The following is a 16,753-nucleotide window of genomic DNA, read 5'->3' as shown; positions in this document are numbered from 1 at the left end:
TTCAATTTCTTTCGCCCCCATATTCAATCCTCATTGTAAGATCTACCGAATTCTTCAGCATTGCCGAGACGGAGCAATATCTTTCCTGAGAAAGGACAACTGCCTTTTCAATCTTATCCTTCGGCAGATCTTTGCCCGAGAAGTGATATACGAGTTCGATACTCGTGAAAACCTTCGGATGTTCCTTCGCATACTCATAGTTTGCAGAAATCCAGTACTCGTAATCTGTAACCTTCATCTTGGAAAGAATCAAAACAACATCCATTGAAGTGCAACCCATCAAGGCAGCCATTACCGTCTCCATTGGAGTCGGTGCCGATCCATCGCCTCCGGAACTTTCCTTTGCATCCATATGTATATCATGGCCAGAAGGAGTCTTCGCGTAGAAGGCCATCTTCCCTATTCTCTTAGCAGAGTATTCCATTGTCTCATCCCCTCACAAAAAAAAAGGGCCTAAGCCCCTTTCAGTTACCGTTCAGTGCCGATTTGGCAATCTCGCAATACTCTTTGAATGTGCCGAAATCATTGACCGCAAGATCAGCCAGCATCTTTCTGTTGATGTTCACACCGGCCAATTTCAAACCGTGAATGAGATCGTTGTACTTCGTACCGGCAATTCTAGCACCAGCATTTATCCTGGTTATCCATAGCTTTCGGAAATCTCTCTTTCTGATCTTCCTTCCAGCATATGCGTAGACTCCCGATCTTATGTAATACTGCTTTGCAAGTCTGTATCTTCTGCTCAACGCACCTCTATAGCCTTTCGCGGCCTTCAAGTATTTCAGCTTTTTCTTTTTGGAGTTCACTCCACCTTTTACTCGCATCTAAATCTCACCTCTCAGAAGGGTCAAATGCCCAGGCTTTTCTTTACTTTCTTCTCATATCCGCCTTCGACCAATTTCCATTTTCGGGCCTCTCGGCGGCTGCTTTCGCTCTTCTTACCGGTATTATGACCAGTTCCAGACTGGTTTCTCATTATCTTTCCACTACCGGTTACCTTATATCTTTTGGCACTTGCCTTATGAGGCTTCATCTTTACTTTGTTGCCCATTATCTTTACCTCCTTGAGGAGCTGCCTTTGGCTTAAGAATCATCCACATATCTCTTCCCTCCAACTTTGGAGGACGGTCGATATCGGAAATTAGTTGAAGCTGATCTGCAACTCTTTCGAGAATCTCTCTCCCTTTATCTGAAAAGACGATCTCCCTTCCTCTAAACATTATGACCACCCTAACTTTGCTTCCCTTTTCAAGAAACTCTTTGATCCTGTTCGTCTTCGTCTGGAAATCGTGCTCATCGATCCTGATCCTGAATTTCATTTCTTTGAGTTGAGACTGTTTCGTCTTCTTCTTTGCTTCCTTCTTGCGCTTGTCCTTTTCGTATTTATACTTACCGTAGTCCATAATTCTTGCTACAGGAGGATTTGCTGATGGAGCAACAAGAACCAGATCGAGTCCTTTTTCTCTTGCGATTCTCAATGCCTCCGTTGTCTGTACTACTCCAAGCTGTTCTCCGTCAATGTCAACGAGTCTAACAGTCTTCGTCATTATTTCGTTGTTTTTCGGTGTTGAATCACCTCTTACGATACTACATCACCTCTCATAAAAAAATTGGCGGAACAACCCGCCATGTCAATAACCAGTTTTCAAGCTATTGACCCCTCAACCTTTGGGCGGGGGTGGGAGAAGATCTCCACTTAATACTACTTTCTGGTGAGCCGTGCAGGGATCGAACCTGCAACCTATTGATTAAGAATCAATCGCTCTGCCTGCTGAGCTAACGGCCCACTGACGGTATTTATTGTATCCCATGCGAATGAACCTGTCAACCGGGTTTCAACGATAAAGGTCATCCCTGAAGTTAGAAAAATACCCGTGTGAATCGCGGGTTTCACTGTACCGGTACTTCTTCACAAGCTTGGTATCAATATCGGTAGAAGCGAAGCCTTCTGCACCACCGCAATCTACAAGAATTTCGCCTGAGGGAGACACAATTCTGCTCTCTCCGACGAAGTTAATCGATCTACCGACTCCACATTGGCTTGCAGCAACGACAAAACATGCGTTTTCTATCGCACGAGCTCTCGTTGCAACATCGAAAATCGTTCTTCTCTCTCTCCCAAAAGCGAAGGGAATCAATAGAATCTCTGCTCCATTCAGACAGAGTTTTCTTGAGATTTCGGGGAATCCTACTTCGTAGCACATTAGCACTCCGAAACTGACTCCAGAATACTCGAATGACCTGAATTCGCTTCCAGGAGTGAAGACCTTTTTCTCGTCTCGAAAGAGATGAGTCTTGTTGTAGTAGATTGGTTCGAGGTACGGCAACATTATCACCGTGGAATTGAAAACAGCCCCATCCTTTCTGTTGACCATCCCACCTACTATGGCGATATCGTTATAATCCGCAAGTGCAGACAGAACTTCCACGGTTTCTTCTTGCATCTCAATCGCGTTGTTCACTGTGGTCTCGTCCGTTCCGTATCCACTATTGAACATCTCGGGAAGGAGCACTAGATCCACTTCTTCTTCTACTAGATTCTCTATGTAGTTAGTCGCTCTCTCAAGGTTTTCTCCAGGTTCATCGTTATACGCTCTAAACTGCACGATTCCGATTCTTACTTTACCTGCACTACTCATTACTGTCTTCACCACCCTGCATAAAAGGGCTCTTAGCCAAAGGTTTGAAAATCCTTCTGACATCCTGCGCAGCAACTAGCAGCATTAGTACTACCGTAAGAACGATTCCACTATTTCCCAGCCGAAAATAAGCTATTCTTCCCATAGCAACTCCTACCAGAATCCAGTATCCCAGCGAGAAGACCACTGCCAGCCGTCTTTTCTGGTGAAGTAAGCCGTAAAAGCCAGACACACCTTGAGCCGCAACCAGAATCATGACCTCGGTTCTGTAGATTGTGCCGGTTGTATCATGAAAGTAGCCGAATATGAGAACCACATAGAAAAGAATCATCGTGAGATTCTGTATTCTAGCCACTCGATCCGTCTTGTTTCCGAGAATCATTCCCGGAAGGATTACTAACACGGCTATCACCGAGTCTAAGAATTGGTAATTGAGAAATGGCATCAGGAAAAGCGGAACAAGCGAGAAAAGTATCCTATAAAGCATCAGTAACCGTTATCTTCAAGCCACTTCTGGGCCTTTTCCTTCGACTCCTGTCCTTGAGCAACAAAAGCCGGTTGCAGATCCAACTCAACAACCCTTTTGTAGTACTGCGCCGCCAGATCTTTCTTCTTCCATACTTCATACAGAACGGCCAGCTCGTAGTAGCTGTTGATGTATTCAGGATCATTTTCAATGGCCTTCAGGAATCGTTCTTCCGACTTTCCGTAATTTCGGTATGGCCAGGGAGTATCCCTATCTCTCATGCCTTTAGCAATAAACGGAAACGGGCTGTCGGGCATCAGTTCCATAGCTTTGTCAATACTCTTGTCGAAGTCAGTTATCAGGAACATCGACTGGATTATGCCCGCCATTTGTGCCAGCTGACCGATTGCCGCCCCTTTCACGTAATACGCCATTCCGTAAGAGGCATCCATCTCTATAGCCTTCTCGGCAAGCTCTCTTGCCTTCTTATAATGAGTCTCTCTCGATTTCTTGTCTTCGATCCAGTTCGCGTATTCTCTGTGCGAATCAGCTAACAAAGTAAGAATCTCTATGTTTCCCATGTCCTCCAACTCAAGCTTTCCTATGAACGCTGACATCATCTCTACATTCTCTAAAGCTCTTATTCCAACGAATTCAGAATACAGAGTCTCATAATCAGAAGCGAGGATCATGACTGAACACACGATCAAAAATACAACTGTAAGCAGTTTCTTCATGTAAAGGTACACCTCCCAAAGAAGATTGTATGATAGGAATATTATATAACTACATGATCAAAAGATGCCGGAGGAAGTCTGATGGATAAATTTCTAGTGGTTAGATATGGAGAAATCGCCCTTAAGCAAGGAAACAGGAAGTTGTTTGAGAAAACCCTGGTGAACAACATTAAGAGACAGCTTGGAAGCTCCACAGTAGAAAGAATCAGAGGCCGAATCATTGTTTCGGTACCCTCCGAGAGACTCAAAGCTGCTACAGAAGTTGCGTCAAGAACATTCGGAATTCAGAACTTCAGTGTCGGCACATGGACTTCATATGATCTGGAGGACATCTATCGAACTTCCGTTGACCTCGCTCATGAAGAGATTATGAGAGGAAGAAGAACCTTCAAGGTTGAAACAAGGAGACTGGACAAGAGATTCCCGCTTAAGAGCATTGAACTGAACCCTTTAGTAGGTGAGCGGATTCTTGAGAAAATCCCTGAGACATCTGTTGATCTTCACAACCCCGATTTCAAAATCGAGATCGAGATAAGAGATGAGGGAGTTCTCGTTTCTTGCGGAAAGACAACCGCGAGCGGAGGTCTCCCGGTTGGAGTAAGTGGCAGAGCAATGCTTATGCTTTCTGGAGGTATAGACAGTCCTGTGGCAGGGTGGCTCGCTCAGAAAAGGGGGTTGGATCTAGATGCCATTCACTTCTCCAGTCCACCTTACACGGGAGAGAAAGCTTTTGACAAAGTTCTCTCTCTTGCAAGAACGCTTTCTCTGTACAACGGGGGCAGGGAGTTCAGAATGTATTCCGTTCACTTCACCGAAGCTCAAATTGCTATCCATAAGCACGTTGAAGAGAGATACAGCCTTCTATGCCAGAGAAGGCTCATGATGAGAATCGCCAGCAAGATTGCCGAGAATAATGGGATAGTTGCTATCGTAACAGGAGAGAACCTTGGGCAGGTTGCCAGCCAGACCCTGGAAAACCTTAGGGTCATAGAAGAACAGACAGGGCTGATCGTACTCAGACCGCTCGTTACTTACGATAAAATCGAGACGATAGAACTGGCGAAGAGAATTGGCACATTCGGTACATCGATACTGCCGTATGAAGATTGTTGTACTGTGTTTGTTCCTTCAAATCCAGCTACCAAAGCGAGATTATTCGATATCAACCGGGTTGAGGCCGGTCTTGACTTCGAAGACTTAGGTGCAAGAGCACTTGACAAGTCGAGAATGTACAGGTTGAAGAATGGAGAGGTATTGGAGGTAGGAGTCATTGGGGTTCCTCAAGAAGATTCTTAGTCTGCTCGTTACGATCTGGATAGCCGTAATCGGGGTTCTTTATATCTACGTTTACGGGGGAATCGTTATTCTCATCGGAAATCTCATAGGTAAGCTCAAGGGGAAGAAAGAGCGGAAGACATTCATATCCCGCGAAGTGTCGAGGTTTGGCCGTGCGGCCTTTATTCTTTCAGGTTCAAGAGTTAAGGTAGTAGGCAAAGAAAACGTGCCGCAGACAGGCTCTATGGTGATAGTAGCAAATCATCAGAGCGCATTCGACATTCCTCTGATTCCCGGCTATGTGTACGCAGAAATCTCTTTTATTGCGAAGAAGGAATTATCGAAGATTCCGGGAATCAATTGGTTTGTTAGCGCTCTCGACGGAGTGTACATCGAAAGGGGAAACAAATCGCAGACCGCAGGAGCAATGAGAAAGATATTCCGGATACTGAAAGAAGACGGAACGATTCTGCTCTTTCCAGAAGGAACGCGGAGCACCGGCGGCGAGATTGGGGAATTCAAAGAGGGAAGTCTTTCGATACCCTTTAAGCTTGGAATAAGGGTTCTGCCTGTTGCCCTGGACGGAACACGAAATCTCCTTAAGAAGAATAGCTTCCTAATAACTCCGTCAAGGATATCTCTTTCGATATGTAAACCGGTCTTGCCCGAAGATTTCGAATCCGAGGAAGAGTTCAGTGAAGCAGTCTATAATATAATTAAGGGGTCACTGGAATCACTTAGAAATTGAGGTGGGTTTTATGTTACAGGTAAGACTTAGGGGTCTGGCTCTTGATCAGAGCAATTCTCCGGTAGTCATACTAGAAGTCGAAAAGACAAACAAAGGCTTTGGAATATGGATAGGTCCGTTTGAAGCGGAGGCCCTTGCCCTTGCAGTGAGTGGAAAGGACTTTCCCAGACCGTTGACGTATGATCTGTTCTTGAATACAGTCTTACAGCTTGGCGGGACTTTCAAAAAGGCGGTTATCGGCCAGGTGAAAGACAACATATACTACGCTTCCTTGCACTTACAGGACAGAAACGGTCAGCTGCATGTTATTGATGCGCGTCCTTCAGACTGTTTGGTGCTTGCAGTGAAGAAAGGCTTTCCGATATTCGTGGAAGATGCCGTTTTCATGGAAAGCTCTATTGATTTGAGCAGTCTTCAGGCCGATGCTCTTCACCAGGGTCAAGAAGAAGACAATGATAGCTTCAAGAAATTCGTTGAGAACCTTGACATCGAAGAACTGAAAAAACACTTCAGAAGAGACCAGGATAATGAGACTAGCTGAGTTCATACCATTCTTCAATCGAAGACTTGAACAGTTTCTAGATGGGTTGCCGGTCGCCGGACCCTTGAAAGAGGTCGTTTCTTACACTCCCCTATCAGGGGGAAAGAGACTTAGAGCATATCTTATCTGGGAGCTCTCAAAGGTTACGGCTTTTGGAGATGAAAACTCCATGACAGCCGGCATGGCTGTCGAACTCTTCCACAGCGGAAGCCTCATCCACGACGACTTACCTGAAATAGACAACGACAGTATTAGGCGTGGTCAGCCTTCTAGTCATGTGAAGTTCGGCGAGTGCAAAGCCATACTTGCCGGGGACTATCTTATGTTGTTACCTCAAAGACTCCTCTCTTCTCTGAACCTCGACTGTGATTTCAAACAGACTTTGATCAAACTATGGCATGAGACTTCGCTGAAAGTTGTTGAAGGCGAATTTGAAGATGTGTTTCCCCAAGAAAGATCCAGAGAACAGATGGAGAGAATTCATGCCGCAAAGACCGGCGCCCTTTTCGGCTTCTGCTTCGCGGCTCCATTTGTGGTAGAGAGCGAACAGAGGCTCAATGAGATGCATCGATTAGGCTTAAAATTCGGTAAGCTATTTCAGTTTTTGGACGACATAAAAGACGTAACCTCCACAGAGCGAGAACTCGGAAAGACTCCGGGAAAAGACGGAATCCAAGACAAACTGACCATTCTTTCATTTGAATCGATTGAAAGTGCTCAGTCAAGAGTTGAAGGGATGTTTCATAAGCTTCTAGAAGAAATATCCGTCTTCACAGATCTAAAGAGCGAGATGGTGGAAATCTACGACCTCATCGCGAGAAGATAAGCTAAAACCCAAGAAACCTTGATTTCAAGGCTCTTCTGAAATCGTTTGCGTCTGAGTATCTCTTCTCTGCAACCAGAGACATCGATTTGTCTAGAATGCGCCTCGCTTTTCTTGTGAACTCATCAAATACAAGCGGAATTCCTTTCATTCTATCTGTCGAAGGAACTGGATCTCTTCCACAAAGAAGGAAGTATAGAATCCCTCCTACAGAATAGACATCCCATGAAGAACTGGGACGCGAGGACGAAAAGAACTTCTCAGGACAGGCATAACTCAGGGAGACCACTTTCGAGAGAGAGTTGATAAGGTAGACATCCTTCAGACAGGCCGCACCAAAATCCATCACCTTGATTTTACCGTAGTCCGTCATCATCACGTTTGTTGGTTTTAGATCACTGTGAATATAGCCTCTATTGTGAATAGATGCGACTCCCTTCAGAATCTCATCGATTACTTCATAAGCCCTCGAATCCTCCATTGCCCCATCTGCTCTCACTGCATCTCTCAAGGTCTTTCCGCTTACGAACTCCATAACGTAGTAGGCGGTGTTGTTTTCTGTGAAAAGATCAAGAACCTTCACAACCCTGTCATCTTCGATTTTGGACAGAATAGTGAACTCCTCTGAGAAAGAAGAAAGTTTCTCATAATATACATCCTTCAGATCACTGTCTACTGGCTTTACATTGTTGTTTTCTCTTTCAACACCTCTTGGAAAGAACTCCTTCACGGCCACTTTAGTTCCCATGTGAAAATCCGAGCACAAATAGGTCAGCCCGAACCCGCCCCTCCCCAATGGCTCGATCACTCTGTAGCGCTTCTTCAAAATCGTCCCTTCGCCGAGGTAGTATTCTATTATGATCACCTCTAGTAGAATAATATCATCATTGCAAGAAAAGGCGGTAGACAAATGGTAGTTGATTTTCACTGTCATTCCGATCATTCGGACGGAACTGACCCGGTTACGATAGTAGTTGAGAAGGCTCATGAAAAAGCTATATCTGTTCTTTCTATCACAGATCACGACACGCTTTCCGGTCAGAAAGATGCTGCAGAGCTTTCTTCGAAGATGGGTATTGCTTACGTAAAAGGAGTGGAGATTGGTTGTGATTTTCACGAGACTCTGGATATATTGGGTTACGGAATGGTTTCTACAGAAGACTCAATCGAAAAACATCTTGAACAGATACGACTAAAGAGGAACCTAAGAAATACAAGGATTCTCTATAAGTTGCGTTCACTTGGAATCGATATAACTGATGAAGAGCTGGAAAGCTCGTTTCCGGGCGAGAGTCTTGGAAGGCCTCACATTGCAAGCCTGATTGTCAAGAAGGGTTACGCAGAATCAAATGAAGATGCCTTTGAAAGATTCATTGGCAAATACGGAATTGCCTATGTTGAGAAGGAGAGGCTGTCAATAAAGTCAGCGATTGAACTTATCCTTTCGGCAAAGGGGATTCCGGTCCTTGCTCATCCTATTTCCATGATGCTTAATCGAGAGGATACAGTGGAGATGATTAAGAGAATGATGTTCTACGGATTGAGAGGGATCGAGGTTTTCTACAAGGTGTACGATCTAGAGACAAGAAACGAGCTTCTTCAGATTTCCGAAGATCTGGGGTTGCTTGCATCGGGAGGCAGCGACTACCATGGAGAGCACAAAAAGAATCTGGAGCTGGGCATAGAGATTCCAGACGACATTGTTTACAGATTTCTTGAGTCGCTATCTGCGGACGATAACGCTCCTCAAAAGTCTCAATAGCGTTTTGAGATCGGTGTGAAGAGATCGGAAGAGCATACCTGAATCTTTTGCTGTGTCCTTTGAGTGCAGCGGAAAGCGGTTCTTCGAGGCGCTCCCTTTCAAAGTGAATTCANNACGGTTAAACTGCCGAGATTCTTCTTTCTCGCCCGATCAGCGACCTAAGTCATTCATGCTTTCCGACTTGCCAGAAGTAGACTCAGTCATCTTTGTTACTAGAAAGTATGGAATAACTGGCCAAAGCTATCGAAGCAAGTTTTGAAGGAGCGGAGTCGGCTCTGGAAACAATGACGATGGGCGCCGCAGCTCCGAGAATCAGCCCCGCAATTGTTCCGCCTGCAAGGTATACTGCCGATTTTCCCAAGATGTTTCCGCTTACGATATCCGGAACAACAAGCAGATCTGCCTTTCCTGCAACTGGACCAGATATCCTCTTAATCTCTGCTGCTATAATCGATAGTGCGTTATCCATTCCTAGAGGTCCATCCACATCGCACCCGGTGAGCTGTCCTCTTTGAGACATCTTCGAGATAACCGCAGCATCAAGCGTTTCCGGCATATCTTCATTTACAACTTCTACAGCAGCAACCAATGCCACTCTTGGTCTTTCGTACCCGATGGACTTCAGAAAGGCGACCGCGTTCTCAATTATCGATACTTTTGTCGCCAAATCTGGTCGGATCACCATACCGCCATCAGTAACAAAAACCACCCTATCAAGTACCGGAACATCTAGAGCCGCAACATGGCTCAGAACTTTCCCCGATCTCAGACCCCAATCCTTGTTAAGAACAGCCTTGAGCAGTGTCGATGTCTTGACAAGGCCTTTCATAACAATGTCGGCGTCTCCTGACCTCACAAGTCTAATACCCTTCTCGCAGGCTTCTTCGGGAGTTGACGCATTGATTACTTCACCATAGAGTCCCTCTTCACTGAGAATAGCTCTAGTCTTTTCTTTTTCTCCAACCAGAAAAGGCTTCGCTATTCCTTCATCGGATGCAAGTTTAAGAGCCCTGATGGCCTCGCGGTCGTCAGAACCAACAAGAACTACCTTTCGTGGCCCCCTTGCTTTAGCCAAAGAAATCATCTCAGAAAAATCTCTCAACTGAAACCCTCCTCGCCTTTACTACTTTCGTTATAAGTATAGCTCATGATTTGAGAATTCTATGCAAACCGTGTACTGAAAGGAGTTATCTCTCTAGCCAACGAGAGGTATACGCGTTATATCCTTTGACATTTAGGACAGAAGTAGATCTTGCCCCCAAATAATCTTGTCTCTCAATGTTTCTGCCGCATCTAGGGCAGGGCCCATCATAGGTAGTTCTTCCGATTTTCATAGTGTATTCGCCAGCTTTTCCAAACAGGTCTCTTTCAGTTTCCCTACCACCGTTGTCGGCCATGTTCTTGAGCACGTTCTTTATTGAGTTTAATAGCCTTTGCCTATCGTCGGAAGAAAGCGAATCCACCTTTGCCTTTGGATGAAGCTCCGCAGTCCATAAGATATCCTGCAAAGTGCCGTTACCAAGACCCGGTATTCGCTGTTCGGTTGCCAAAAATGCCTTTAGACTGAGCTTCTCGGACTTCTCAGTCTCGAAGAGTCTCAAATAGTAGCTCTCATCGAAATCACTGTGCAGGGGAGAAGGTTTTTCCTGTGCAACTGAATAGTAGATGTTGTCAAAGCCTCCTTGGCTGAAACACCACAGTCCGCCGTATAACTGAATGCCTACGCACAAGAATGAACCATCACTGAACTCAATTGTTAGTTGTGACTTCCGATTCGGTTCTTCATTTCGATCAAACAGCCTGGGAATGGCTCCATCGGAGAATACAATCCGCTTGTCGTCAGCCATGATTTCAACCATTCCACCGATTGCCCTACCCCCGCAGATGTATGAATCGCGCATTAGAGTATCGTAATCGTTGGGGTCGCCAAGGTAGAAAGAGAACCTGCCAGGACTTGCGGGATCTTAATACCTTTGATTCTCTTACCAGCCATGCTCTCATTGATCTGATCTGCCAGTACCACAACCTCTGGAATCTCAATCATAGAAACCTCAGGTTTACTGTACCATATTCTTGAGAACAAACTTCTATGAAGGGCGGCGGCTAGAAGTACACATCCTCCTATTCCAGATATACACCTAGAAGTAACCCTCCACCAGTACGGGGGAAACGTCTCGCCAAACTGCCGGAAGAGTGGGAATCAGCTCAGTCACTTCGGGACACCCCGTGAGAATTCATACATCAGTCTCTTATCAAGAAAGCTTCACTCACAGACTTTACTCTGAAAAAAGTCCCGGGTTCGGCCCCGGGATATTCTATGCCTCTGATTCTCAAAACATTATTCATCGCGCAGATTCATGAGCTGCATCTCTCATCTAGCACTTCATGAAAGACGAGAACAACAGAACCATCGTATGCAAGCAACTGATGAATCTAATCTTAGTTAGCTCCAGTAGTTTCTCCACACCTTCAGAGAAATGACACACTCTCGCCGCCGCCATATCCCTTGCACAGAGGCCAAAACTTTAAAGTCCCAATTCCTTCTTCATCTGTTCAAGCTCTTCATCAACCGCGAACGAACTCTTGGCGGCGTATTTTTCTTCGAGTGATTTTGCTTTGTCTATAGGTTCAGTATTGAGTTCTGACATGGCATTTGCTTCATCCAGCATCTTCTGAGCCTTTTCTTCCATTCTTCCCACAGCGTCCACTACGCCCTTGGTTTTCCCTGCGGCAGAACTGACTTCATTGATCTTCTTCTGTGTCTTAGCGACTGCTACTTTCGTCTTTATCATCGCTCTCTTCGATTTTAGAGACTCGATATCCGAAACCAGCTTGTCGTGAAGCTGCCGCATTTTCACGGCGTTTTCATGGGCCGACGCATATGCAGTCATCAGGCCCGCCCCGACATTCTCCAGTTCCTGCTTCTTGGCAATGAAGACTTTGGCATCCTCATCGTTTTTCGCTAGTAAAGCTCTCTTAGCAAAATCCGAGTATTTCGCGACTTCTCCCATGTTCTCGTCAACCAAGCGCTTTGTTCTAGTCTCTTCCGCAATTACACCAGCCGTTCCTCGCTTCACTTCCGCGAGATCTTCTGTCAGTTCTCGAAGATACTGATCGATCATCTTCGAAGGATTCTCCATTTTGTCGAGAAGAGCATTAACATTTGACTTAATAATGTCGTTGAACCTGTCGAGAATTCCCATTTTGTCCTCCTGTAATCAAGCCATTATGGCTCGTGCTATTGTTTCTGATGTTCTAACACTAACTTTCTTTATCTTCCTGATACTTCTTGGCCAAATCATCGACTTCCTTATCGCCAAATGTCTCAAGAGGAGTGTTCAAAATCTCTTGAGTTCGCTTCGCTTCGATATTCTTCTGTTTCTTCACGTTGCTCCACCAGAAAAGCAGCAATGCGATGAGCGCAATTATTCCTATAATAATGAACACCGGAATCCATGGCGACCTTGTGACAGTCATTATTCGATCTGCCGCATCTCTAAAGGCTTTACTGAAGAATTCCTCATCTGAAAGTCCTTCGTAGTAATAGTACTTGTCTATATAATCGAGCAGAATGTCCGCAGCCTCATCGTCGATTACAGTTTTGGCCTGACTTCCGCACACATACCGATCCATATACGCATCACCATATTCAAAAAACACTAGAAGACAATGAGCCTCATCTGTGAAAAGATCATCGTAAAGGCTCTCAGCAAAAGCAGCTAGGTCCTCAACCCTGGGGAAGTGCGATCCATTTACCGTATCTGTAATGAAGAGATAGGGTTGAACTCCGGTCTTCTGATAAAAATACCTCATTCCATCAAGAAGGGTCGTTTGGTTGTTTATCCAGCCAAGCTCATCGGTATAGTATGGAGTTTCATTTACTGAGCCCTTTGGAAGAGGCTCTCTTGCAATAGTCGATCTCGTTATTTCCACATTTGTGTTTGTCCTTCTGCACGAAGAGAAGGCACCTGAAGAAACAAGGATGACTAACACAACTGCGATTATAATTACCCCGAATCCGAAACCGCTACAACCCCCGCACCCCGCACAACCGGCTGCCGCACTAGACCCTGAGCTAGTTGAAACAGATCTTCTTACACCTGAAGTTGGAACCCTGAAAGGAAACGCAGATATCCTTTTTCCAGGAGAACCGCCGAGCCCTGTTGATGGCTTCTTGTTGCTTGTCCTGCTGGGAGTGCTTCCTCCTGAGCTACTACTGGAACTGCTTCTTGTGGAACCTCCACTCCGACTACTGCTAAGTGAGCCACCGCTTCTTCCACCACTGCTTCTACTGCTGGATGATGATCCACCACTACTCCTGCTCGAAGAACCCCCACTCCTTTTACTCATCTCTTATCTCCTTTCAAGCAGAGAACCTCTCAGCCTATTATAGGTGAACGGAACGATAATTGTACCCTAAGAAACGAGTATTCGATTGGCAAATCTATCGAGTACCGAAATGTGAGTTGGAGATGCGATGCTCTTTTTCGAAATCTACCAACCTTGATTCTCGTAAGCATATCCAATTGAACTAGATGGTTGTTTTTTTGTGTGCCTCATTTTCAGGGCAGTGAGAATCTCTGCAAGTATACTCGTCTTTCTTTTCCTCAAAAGTCTCCTCTTTCGGCTATCAACTGCAAGAAGACCAGGTCCTCAAGCCGCTAGCCTTTCTCGAGACGGACAACAGTCTCCACATGCCACGTTTGAGGAAACATGTCAAAGGCCTTTATCGAAGAGATTTTGAATCCTGCTTCTACTAACCTGGAAACATCTCTCGCAAGAGTAGCCGGATCACAGGAAACATAGAATATCGTAGAAGGATTAACCTTTTGGAGCAACACAATATCATCGCCGACTCCTGACCTAGGAGGATCAAGGATTATCGTCGAGAAGTGGGTCTCGATCGACTTCAAGTATTCAATGGTATCGCTCATAATCAGGTCAGCGCCGAACATTCCATTGATGTTCGAATTAGCTTTGAGAGCCTTTACTGAAATTGGATTTGATTCGACGGATGTGACGTTCTTCATCTGGCTGCCAATAGTGATGGAGAAGGTTCCTATCCCGCTGTATAGATCAAGAAGTGAATCGCCTTGAGATGACCCAAGTTCGCAAGATATGTGCCTAATAATCGACTCTGTTATTTGGAGATTATTCTGAAAGAATGCAGCAGGAGGAACCTCGAATCTCTTTCCAAAAAGCTCCTGTTCGAGGAGACCTTCTCCAAAAAGCGTTCTCGAAACCCCACGCATAACAACCCTGTCATTTGCGTTCATGAGATGTACAAGAGTAGTTACCTCTCCAAGTTTATTCTTCACCTCATGAACCAACCTGCTCTCATCAGGGAGATGCTCACCCTTCGTAACCAGTATTGCCATTATCCCGCTTCCATTACCCCTGAGAATTAGGTGCTTGAGTTCGCCTTTGCCGTTCGCCTGGTTATAGGGTCTGACTGAGGTTCTTCTCAAAATGCCTTCCATAAAGGCCCTCACCTTTTCAAAACCTTCAAGACCCAATACGCATCCTTGACAGCTAACCGGTGACTTGCTTTTTCTTCTGTAAAGCCCAAGAGAGAGTCCGTTTTTTCCCTGAAAACAAACATACTCCATTTTCAGTCTGTAATTGATCTCCTTTGGTGAAGCGACTATATCGAACTCGTCTAGATCGATCTTGCCAACTCTGCCGAACTGCTCCGCAATGACCTTCTTCTTCCATAAAAGCTGCTCCGGGTATTCCAGAGTCTGCCAATCACAACCCCCACATATCGGAAAGCTTCTACAGAGTCTCTCTCTTCTTGAATTTGAAGGGGTTATGATCTTCTCAACTTTCATCAGGCGAAAATCGCTCTTTCCCTTCTTTCTGCTAGCAAGCACAGCTTCTCCGGGATAACCGGCATCAAGCAGGGCAACCTTCCCGTCTTTTGTCCTGGCAAGTGAGAACCCACCTGCGATAAGCTTTTCGATCCTCAGTTCTTCCATCACATGCTGTCGGGAGCCTCAACGCCAAGAAGCTCCAGCCCGCCTTTGAGAATATTCTGAAGCGCCTTGCACAAAGCTAATCGAGCCCCCGACAAAGCCGGATTCGCGGGATCGACAATTATGTTTTTGTTGTAGTATGCGTGAAAAGCTCTTGATATATCCTCTAGATAGGAAGTCAGGCGATTCGTCCTGTAATCGGCAACTACTGAATCAAGTATTTCAGGGAAGATCGTCAGCAGTTTTATAATTCTTCTGTCATCCTGACTGTCAAGCAATTCTAGAGAATCGCCTGAGACAGCTACGCTCTTCTCCTGTGCAGTCCTGAAGACGTTGCTTATTCTTGCATTTGCGTACTGGACATAGAATACCGGGTTGTCATTGGACTTCTGTCTTGCCAGGTCAATATCGAACAGCATGTGAGTGTCGGGATCAAACATCGCAAAGAAATACCTCGTCGAATCGACACCGACCGCTTCTACAAGTTCATCGAGTGTCGTGAATTCACCTCTTCTAGTTGACATCTTGACAACTTCGCCCTCTCTCTTCAGGTTCACATACTGGTGAATTATCACATTGAGGAAATCGTCTTCAATTCCGAGAGCTTTCATTGCGGCCTTCATTCTAGGTATGTGACCCATGTGATCCGCTCCCCAAATGTCGAAAACTTTCTCGAAATTCCTTTGATGTTTATTGTAGTGGTATGCAATATCGGTCATGAAGTACGTGTTTGTCCCGTTAGATCTGACTAGAACCTTATCGTCATCTTCAACAAAACTTGAGACTCTGAGCCACTTTGCACCTTCTGATTCATATGTAAGCCCCTTTCGATCTAGTATCTCAATGACTGATTTCACAGTTCCGTCTTCAATTAGCGAACTCTCAAAAAACACGTTGTCAAATTCCACTCTCAATGTCCTCAAGGTTCCAAGAATATCTTCAAGCATCTTCCCAAGAGCGTACTTCTTGAAGTAACTCTCAGAGTCGTCATTCCAGACACCTTTAAAGCGCTCACCTACTTCTCCTGCAAGATCTCGCGCAATGTCAATTAGATACCCTCCCTGGTAGCCATCTTCAGGAAGCTCCTCTTCCAGACCGAGGAGTTGATTATACCTTACCCAAAGAGAGCGCCCGAGAAGCCCTATCTGTCTACCTGCATCGTTGATGTACATTTCCCTTTGAACCCTGTAACCTCTCGAAAAGAAGACCCTGTATAGAACATCTCCGAATACTGCCTGACGACCATGACCAACAGTGAAGGGACCGGTTGGATTTGCACTTGCGAATTCGAGTTGAATGCTTGTTTCGCCCGTCTTTTTCCAGAAATCCGGAGTTTGAAGAATGTTCTCCAAGACCGATGAAACATATTTCGAAGAGAAATCAACATTTATGAACCCCGCACCAGCTACCTCAACTCTGCTGTAATCTAGCTCCTTGCTGAGACTCTCCGAAATCAACGCGGCAATTTCTCTCGGACTTTTCTTGAGAGTCTTTGAGAGCATGAAAGCAACATTTGTCGATAAATCCCCAAATCCCTCAGGAGGCATCTCGATCTTAAAGTCAATCGTCTCGTCTTCAATGGCGAACTCCCTAATTGCATTTTTTACTGAACTTTCCAACTTCTCCTTGAACACCGGGCACCTCCGAATTAGGGCAATATACCTTAGCATACAAAAGCATAACACCGCATTGTTGTGATATGGTTTAGTCTACGTTTCCTCGCGCCAATAAACGCAATTGAAAGCCGGCACTTATATATGTATTATATTAGAGATAACCAAAACAAG

The 16,753-nt window shown here is 45.3% G+C and carries 20 protein-coding genes and 1 tRNA gene; 5 read left to right on the top strand and 16 right to left on the bottom strand.

The genetic code is table 11. From position 1 onward, the window contains the following. Position 1: 1 nt before the first annotated feature. The 8 genes from B3157_RS01530 to B3157_RS01495 form a co-directional block, all read right to left on the bottom strand. Complete coding sequence (locus tag B3157_RS01530; protein ID WP_292588335.1) at positions 2 to 424, bottom strand: OsmC family protein; 423 nt, start codon at positions 422 to 424, stop codon at positions 2 to 4. Positions 425 to 464: 40 nt separating this feature from the next. Beyond that, positions 465 to 824 carry a 50S ribosomal protein L20 gene (rplT, locus tag B3157_RS01525; RefSeq protein ID WP_214059994.1) on the bottom strand — a complete coding sequence of 120 codons (360 nt, stop codon included), beginning with the start codon at positions 822 to 824 and terminating at the stop codon, positions 465 to 467. A gap of 23 nt (positions 825 to 847) precedes the next feature. Further along, complete coding sequence (rpmI, locus tag B3157_RS01520) at positions 848 to 1,051, bottom strand: 50S ribosomal protein L35 (protein ID WP_214059995.1); 204 nt, start codon at positions 1,049 to 1,051, stop codon at positions 848 to 850. Continuing rightward, positions 1,020 to 1,586, bottom strand: coding sequence for a translation initiation factor IF-3 (gene infC / locus B3157_RS01515; RefSeq protein ID WP_292588531.1), 567 nt, complete (start codon positions 1,584 to 1,586; stop codon positions 1,020 to 1,022). Before infC ends, rpmI begins: the two co-directional genes overlap by 32 nt. A 124-nt stretch (positions 1,587 to 1,710) precedes the next feature. After that, a tRNA-Lys gene (locus tag B3157_RS01510) sits at positions 1,711 to 1,786 on the bottom strand. A 49-nt stretch (positions 1,787 to 1,835) separates the two neighbouring features. Beyond that, complete coding sequence (locus tag B3157_RS01505; protein WP_214059997.1) at positions 1,836 to 2,639, bottom strand: carbon-nitrogen hydrolase family protein; 804 nt, start codon at positions 2,637 to 2,639, stop codon at positions 1,836 to 1,838. Further along, the gene (locus B3157_RS01500; RefSeq protein WP_292588331.1) at positions 2,632 to 3,126 is read right to left on the bottom strand and encodes a hypothetical protein; all 495 of its coding nucleotides are present in this window, start codon (positions 3,124 to 3,126) and stop codon (positions 2,632 to 2,634) included. Before B3157_RS01500 ends, B3157_RS01505 begins: the two co-directional genes overlap by 8 nt. Further along, positions 3,126 to 3,842, bottom strand: coding sequence for a tetratricopeptide repeat protein (locus tag B3157_RS01495; protein ID WP_214059999.1), 717 nt, complete (start codon positions 3,840 to 3,842; stop codon positions 3,126 to 3,128). Before B3157_RS01495 ends, B3157_RS01500 begins: the two co-directional genes overlap by 1 nt. Before the next feature lie 81 nt (positions 3,843 to 3,923). Between B3157_RS01495 and thiI the strand changes: the two genes are divergently transcribed. From thiI to B3157_RS01475, 4 genes are read left to right on the top strand one after another with little or no spacing between them, the layout of a single operon-like run. Further along, on the top strand, positions 3,924 to 5,138 hold the full coding sequence (thiI, locus tag B3157_RS01490; RefSeq protein ID WP_292588328.1) for a tRNA uracil 4-sulfurtransferase ThiI: 1,215 nt from the start codon (positions 3,924 to 3,926) through the stop codon (positions 5,136 to 5,138). Continuing rightward, positions 5,113 to 5,865, top strand: coding sequence for a lysophospholipid acyltransferase family protein (locus B3157_RS01485; protein WP_214078724.1), 753 nt, complete (start codon positions 5,113 to 5,115; stop codon positions 5,863 to 5,865). Before thiI ends, B3157_RS01485 begins: the two co-directional genes overlap by 26 nt. A gap of 10 nt (positions 5,866 to 5,875) precedes the next feature. Next, the gene (locus tag B3157_RS01480) at positions 5,876 to 6,406 is read left to right on the top strand and encodes a bifunctional nuclease family protein (RefSeq protein ID WP_214061547.1); all 531 of its coding nucleotides are present in this window, start codon (positions 5,876 to 5,878) and stop codon (positions 6,404 to 6,406) included. Beyond that, positions 6,393 to 7,232, top strand: coding sequence for a polyprenyl synthetase family protein (locus B3157_RS01475; protein ID WP_292588323.1), 840 nt, complete (start codon positions 6,393 to 6,395; stop codon positions 7,230 to 7,232). Before B3157_RS01480 ends, B3157_RS01475 begins: the two co-directional genes overlap by 14 nt. A gap of 1 nt (position 7,233) precedes the next feature. Here B3157_RS01475 and B3157_RS01470 read toward each other — a convergent pair whose 3' ends face one another. Next, positions 7,234 to 8,163 carry a serine/threonine protein kinase gene (locus B3157_RS01470; RefSeq protein WP_292588321.1) on the bottom strand — a complete coding sequence of 310 codons (930 nt, stop codon included), beginning with the start codon at positions 8,161 to 8,163 and terminating at the stop codon, positions 7,234 to 7,236. Between B3157_RS01470 and B3157_RS01465 the strand changes: the two genes are divergently transcribed. Next, the gene (locus B3157_RS01465) at positions 8,140 to 8,991 is read left to right on the top strand and encodes a PHP domain-containing protein (RefSeq protein WP_292588319.1); all 852 of its coding nucleotides are present in this window, start codon (positions 8,140 to 8,142) and stop codon (positions 8,989 to 8,991) included. The genes B3157_RS01470 and B3157_RS01465 overlap by 24 nt on opposite strands. A 196-nt stretch (positions 8,992 to 9,187) precedes the next feature. On the opposite strand, the gene B3157_RS01460 is transcribed toward B3157_RS01465, so the two are convergent. The 7 genes from B3157_RS01460 to argS all read right to left on the bottom strand — a co-directional run bounded on the left by B3157_RS01460 (position 9,188) and on the right by argS (position 16,600). Continuing rightward, entirely contained in the window at positions 9,188 to 10,093 is a 906-nt protein-coding gene (locus B3157_RS01460; RefSeq protein WP_292588318.1) for a bifunctional enoyl-CoA hydratase/phosphate acetyltransferase, read from the bottom strand. Positions 10,094 to 10,178: 85 nt separating this feature from the next. Continuing rightward, positions 10,179 to 10,892, bottom strand: coding sequence for a hypothetical protein (locus B3157_RS01455; RefSeq protein WP_214060473.1), 714 nt, complete (start codon positions 10,890 to 10,892; stop codon positions 10,179 to 10,181). Further along, the gene (locus B3157_RS01450; RefSeq protein ID WP_292588316.1) at positions 10,892 to 11,035 is read right to left on the bottom strand and encodes a hypothetical protein; all 144 of its coding nucleotides are present in this window, start codon (positions 11,033 to 11,035) and stop codon (positions 10,892 to 10,894) included. Before B3157_RS01450 ends, B3157_RS01455 begins: the two co-directional genes overlap by 1 nt. A gap of 481 nt (positions 11,036 to 11,516) precedes the next feature. Then, positions 11,517 to 12,194: a PspA/IM30 family protein gene (locus B3157_RS01445; RefSeq protein ID WP_103133847.1), complete on the bottom strand. Its 678-nt coding sequence runs from the start codon at positions 12,192 to 12,194 to the stop codon at positions 11,517 to 11,519. A gap of 58 nt (positions 12,195 to 12,252) precedes the next feature. Continuing rightward, entirely contained in the window at positions 12,253 to 13,341 is a 1,089-nt protein-coding gene (locus tag B3157_RS01440) for a hypothetical protein (RefSeq protein ID WP_292588313.1), read from the bottom strand. A gap of 311 nt (positions 13,342 to 13,652) precedes the next feature. Continuing rightward, complete coding sequence (gene rlmD / locus B3157_RS01435) at positions 13,653 to 14,969, bottom strand: 23S rRNA (uracil(1939)-C(5))-methyltransferase RlmD (protein ID WP_292588529.1); 1,317 nt, start codon at positions 14,967 to 14,969, stop codon at positions 13,653 to 13,655. Beyond that, entirely contained in the window at positions 14,969 to 16,600 is a 1,632-nt protein-coding gene (gene argS, locus B3157_RS01430) for an arginine--tRNA ligase (RefSeq protein WP_292588311.1), read from the bottom strand. Before argS ends, rlmD begins: the two co-directional genes overlap by 1 nt. Between the last annotated feature and the right edge of the window lie 153 nt (positions 16,601 to 16,753).

The organism is Mesotoga sp. UBA5557 (genome assembly GCF_002425715.1).
GTDB lineage: Bacteria > Thermotogota > Thermotogae > Petrotogales > Kosmotogaceae > Mesotoga.
The sequence above is the reverse complement of the archived record's forward strand: the minus strand, read 5'-3'. Positions and strand labels throughout refer to the sequence as shown.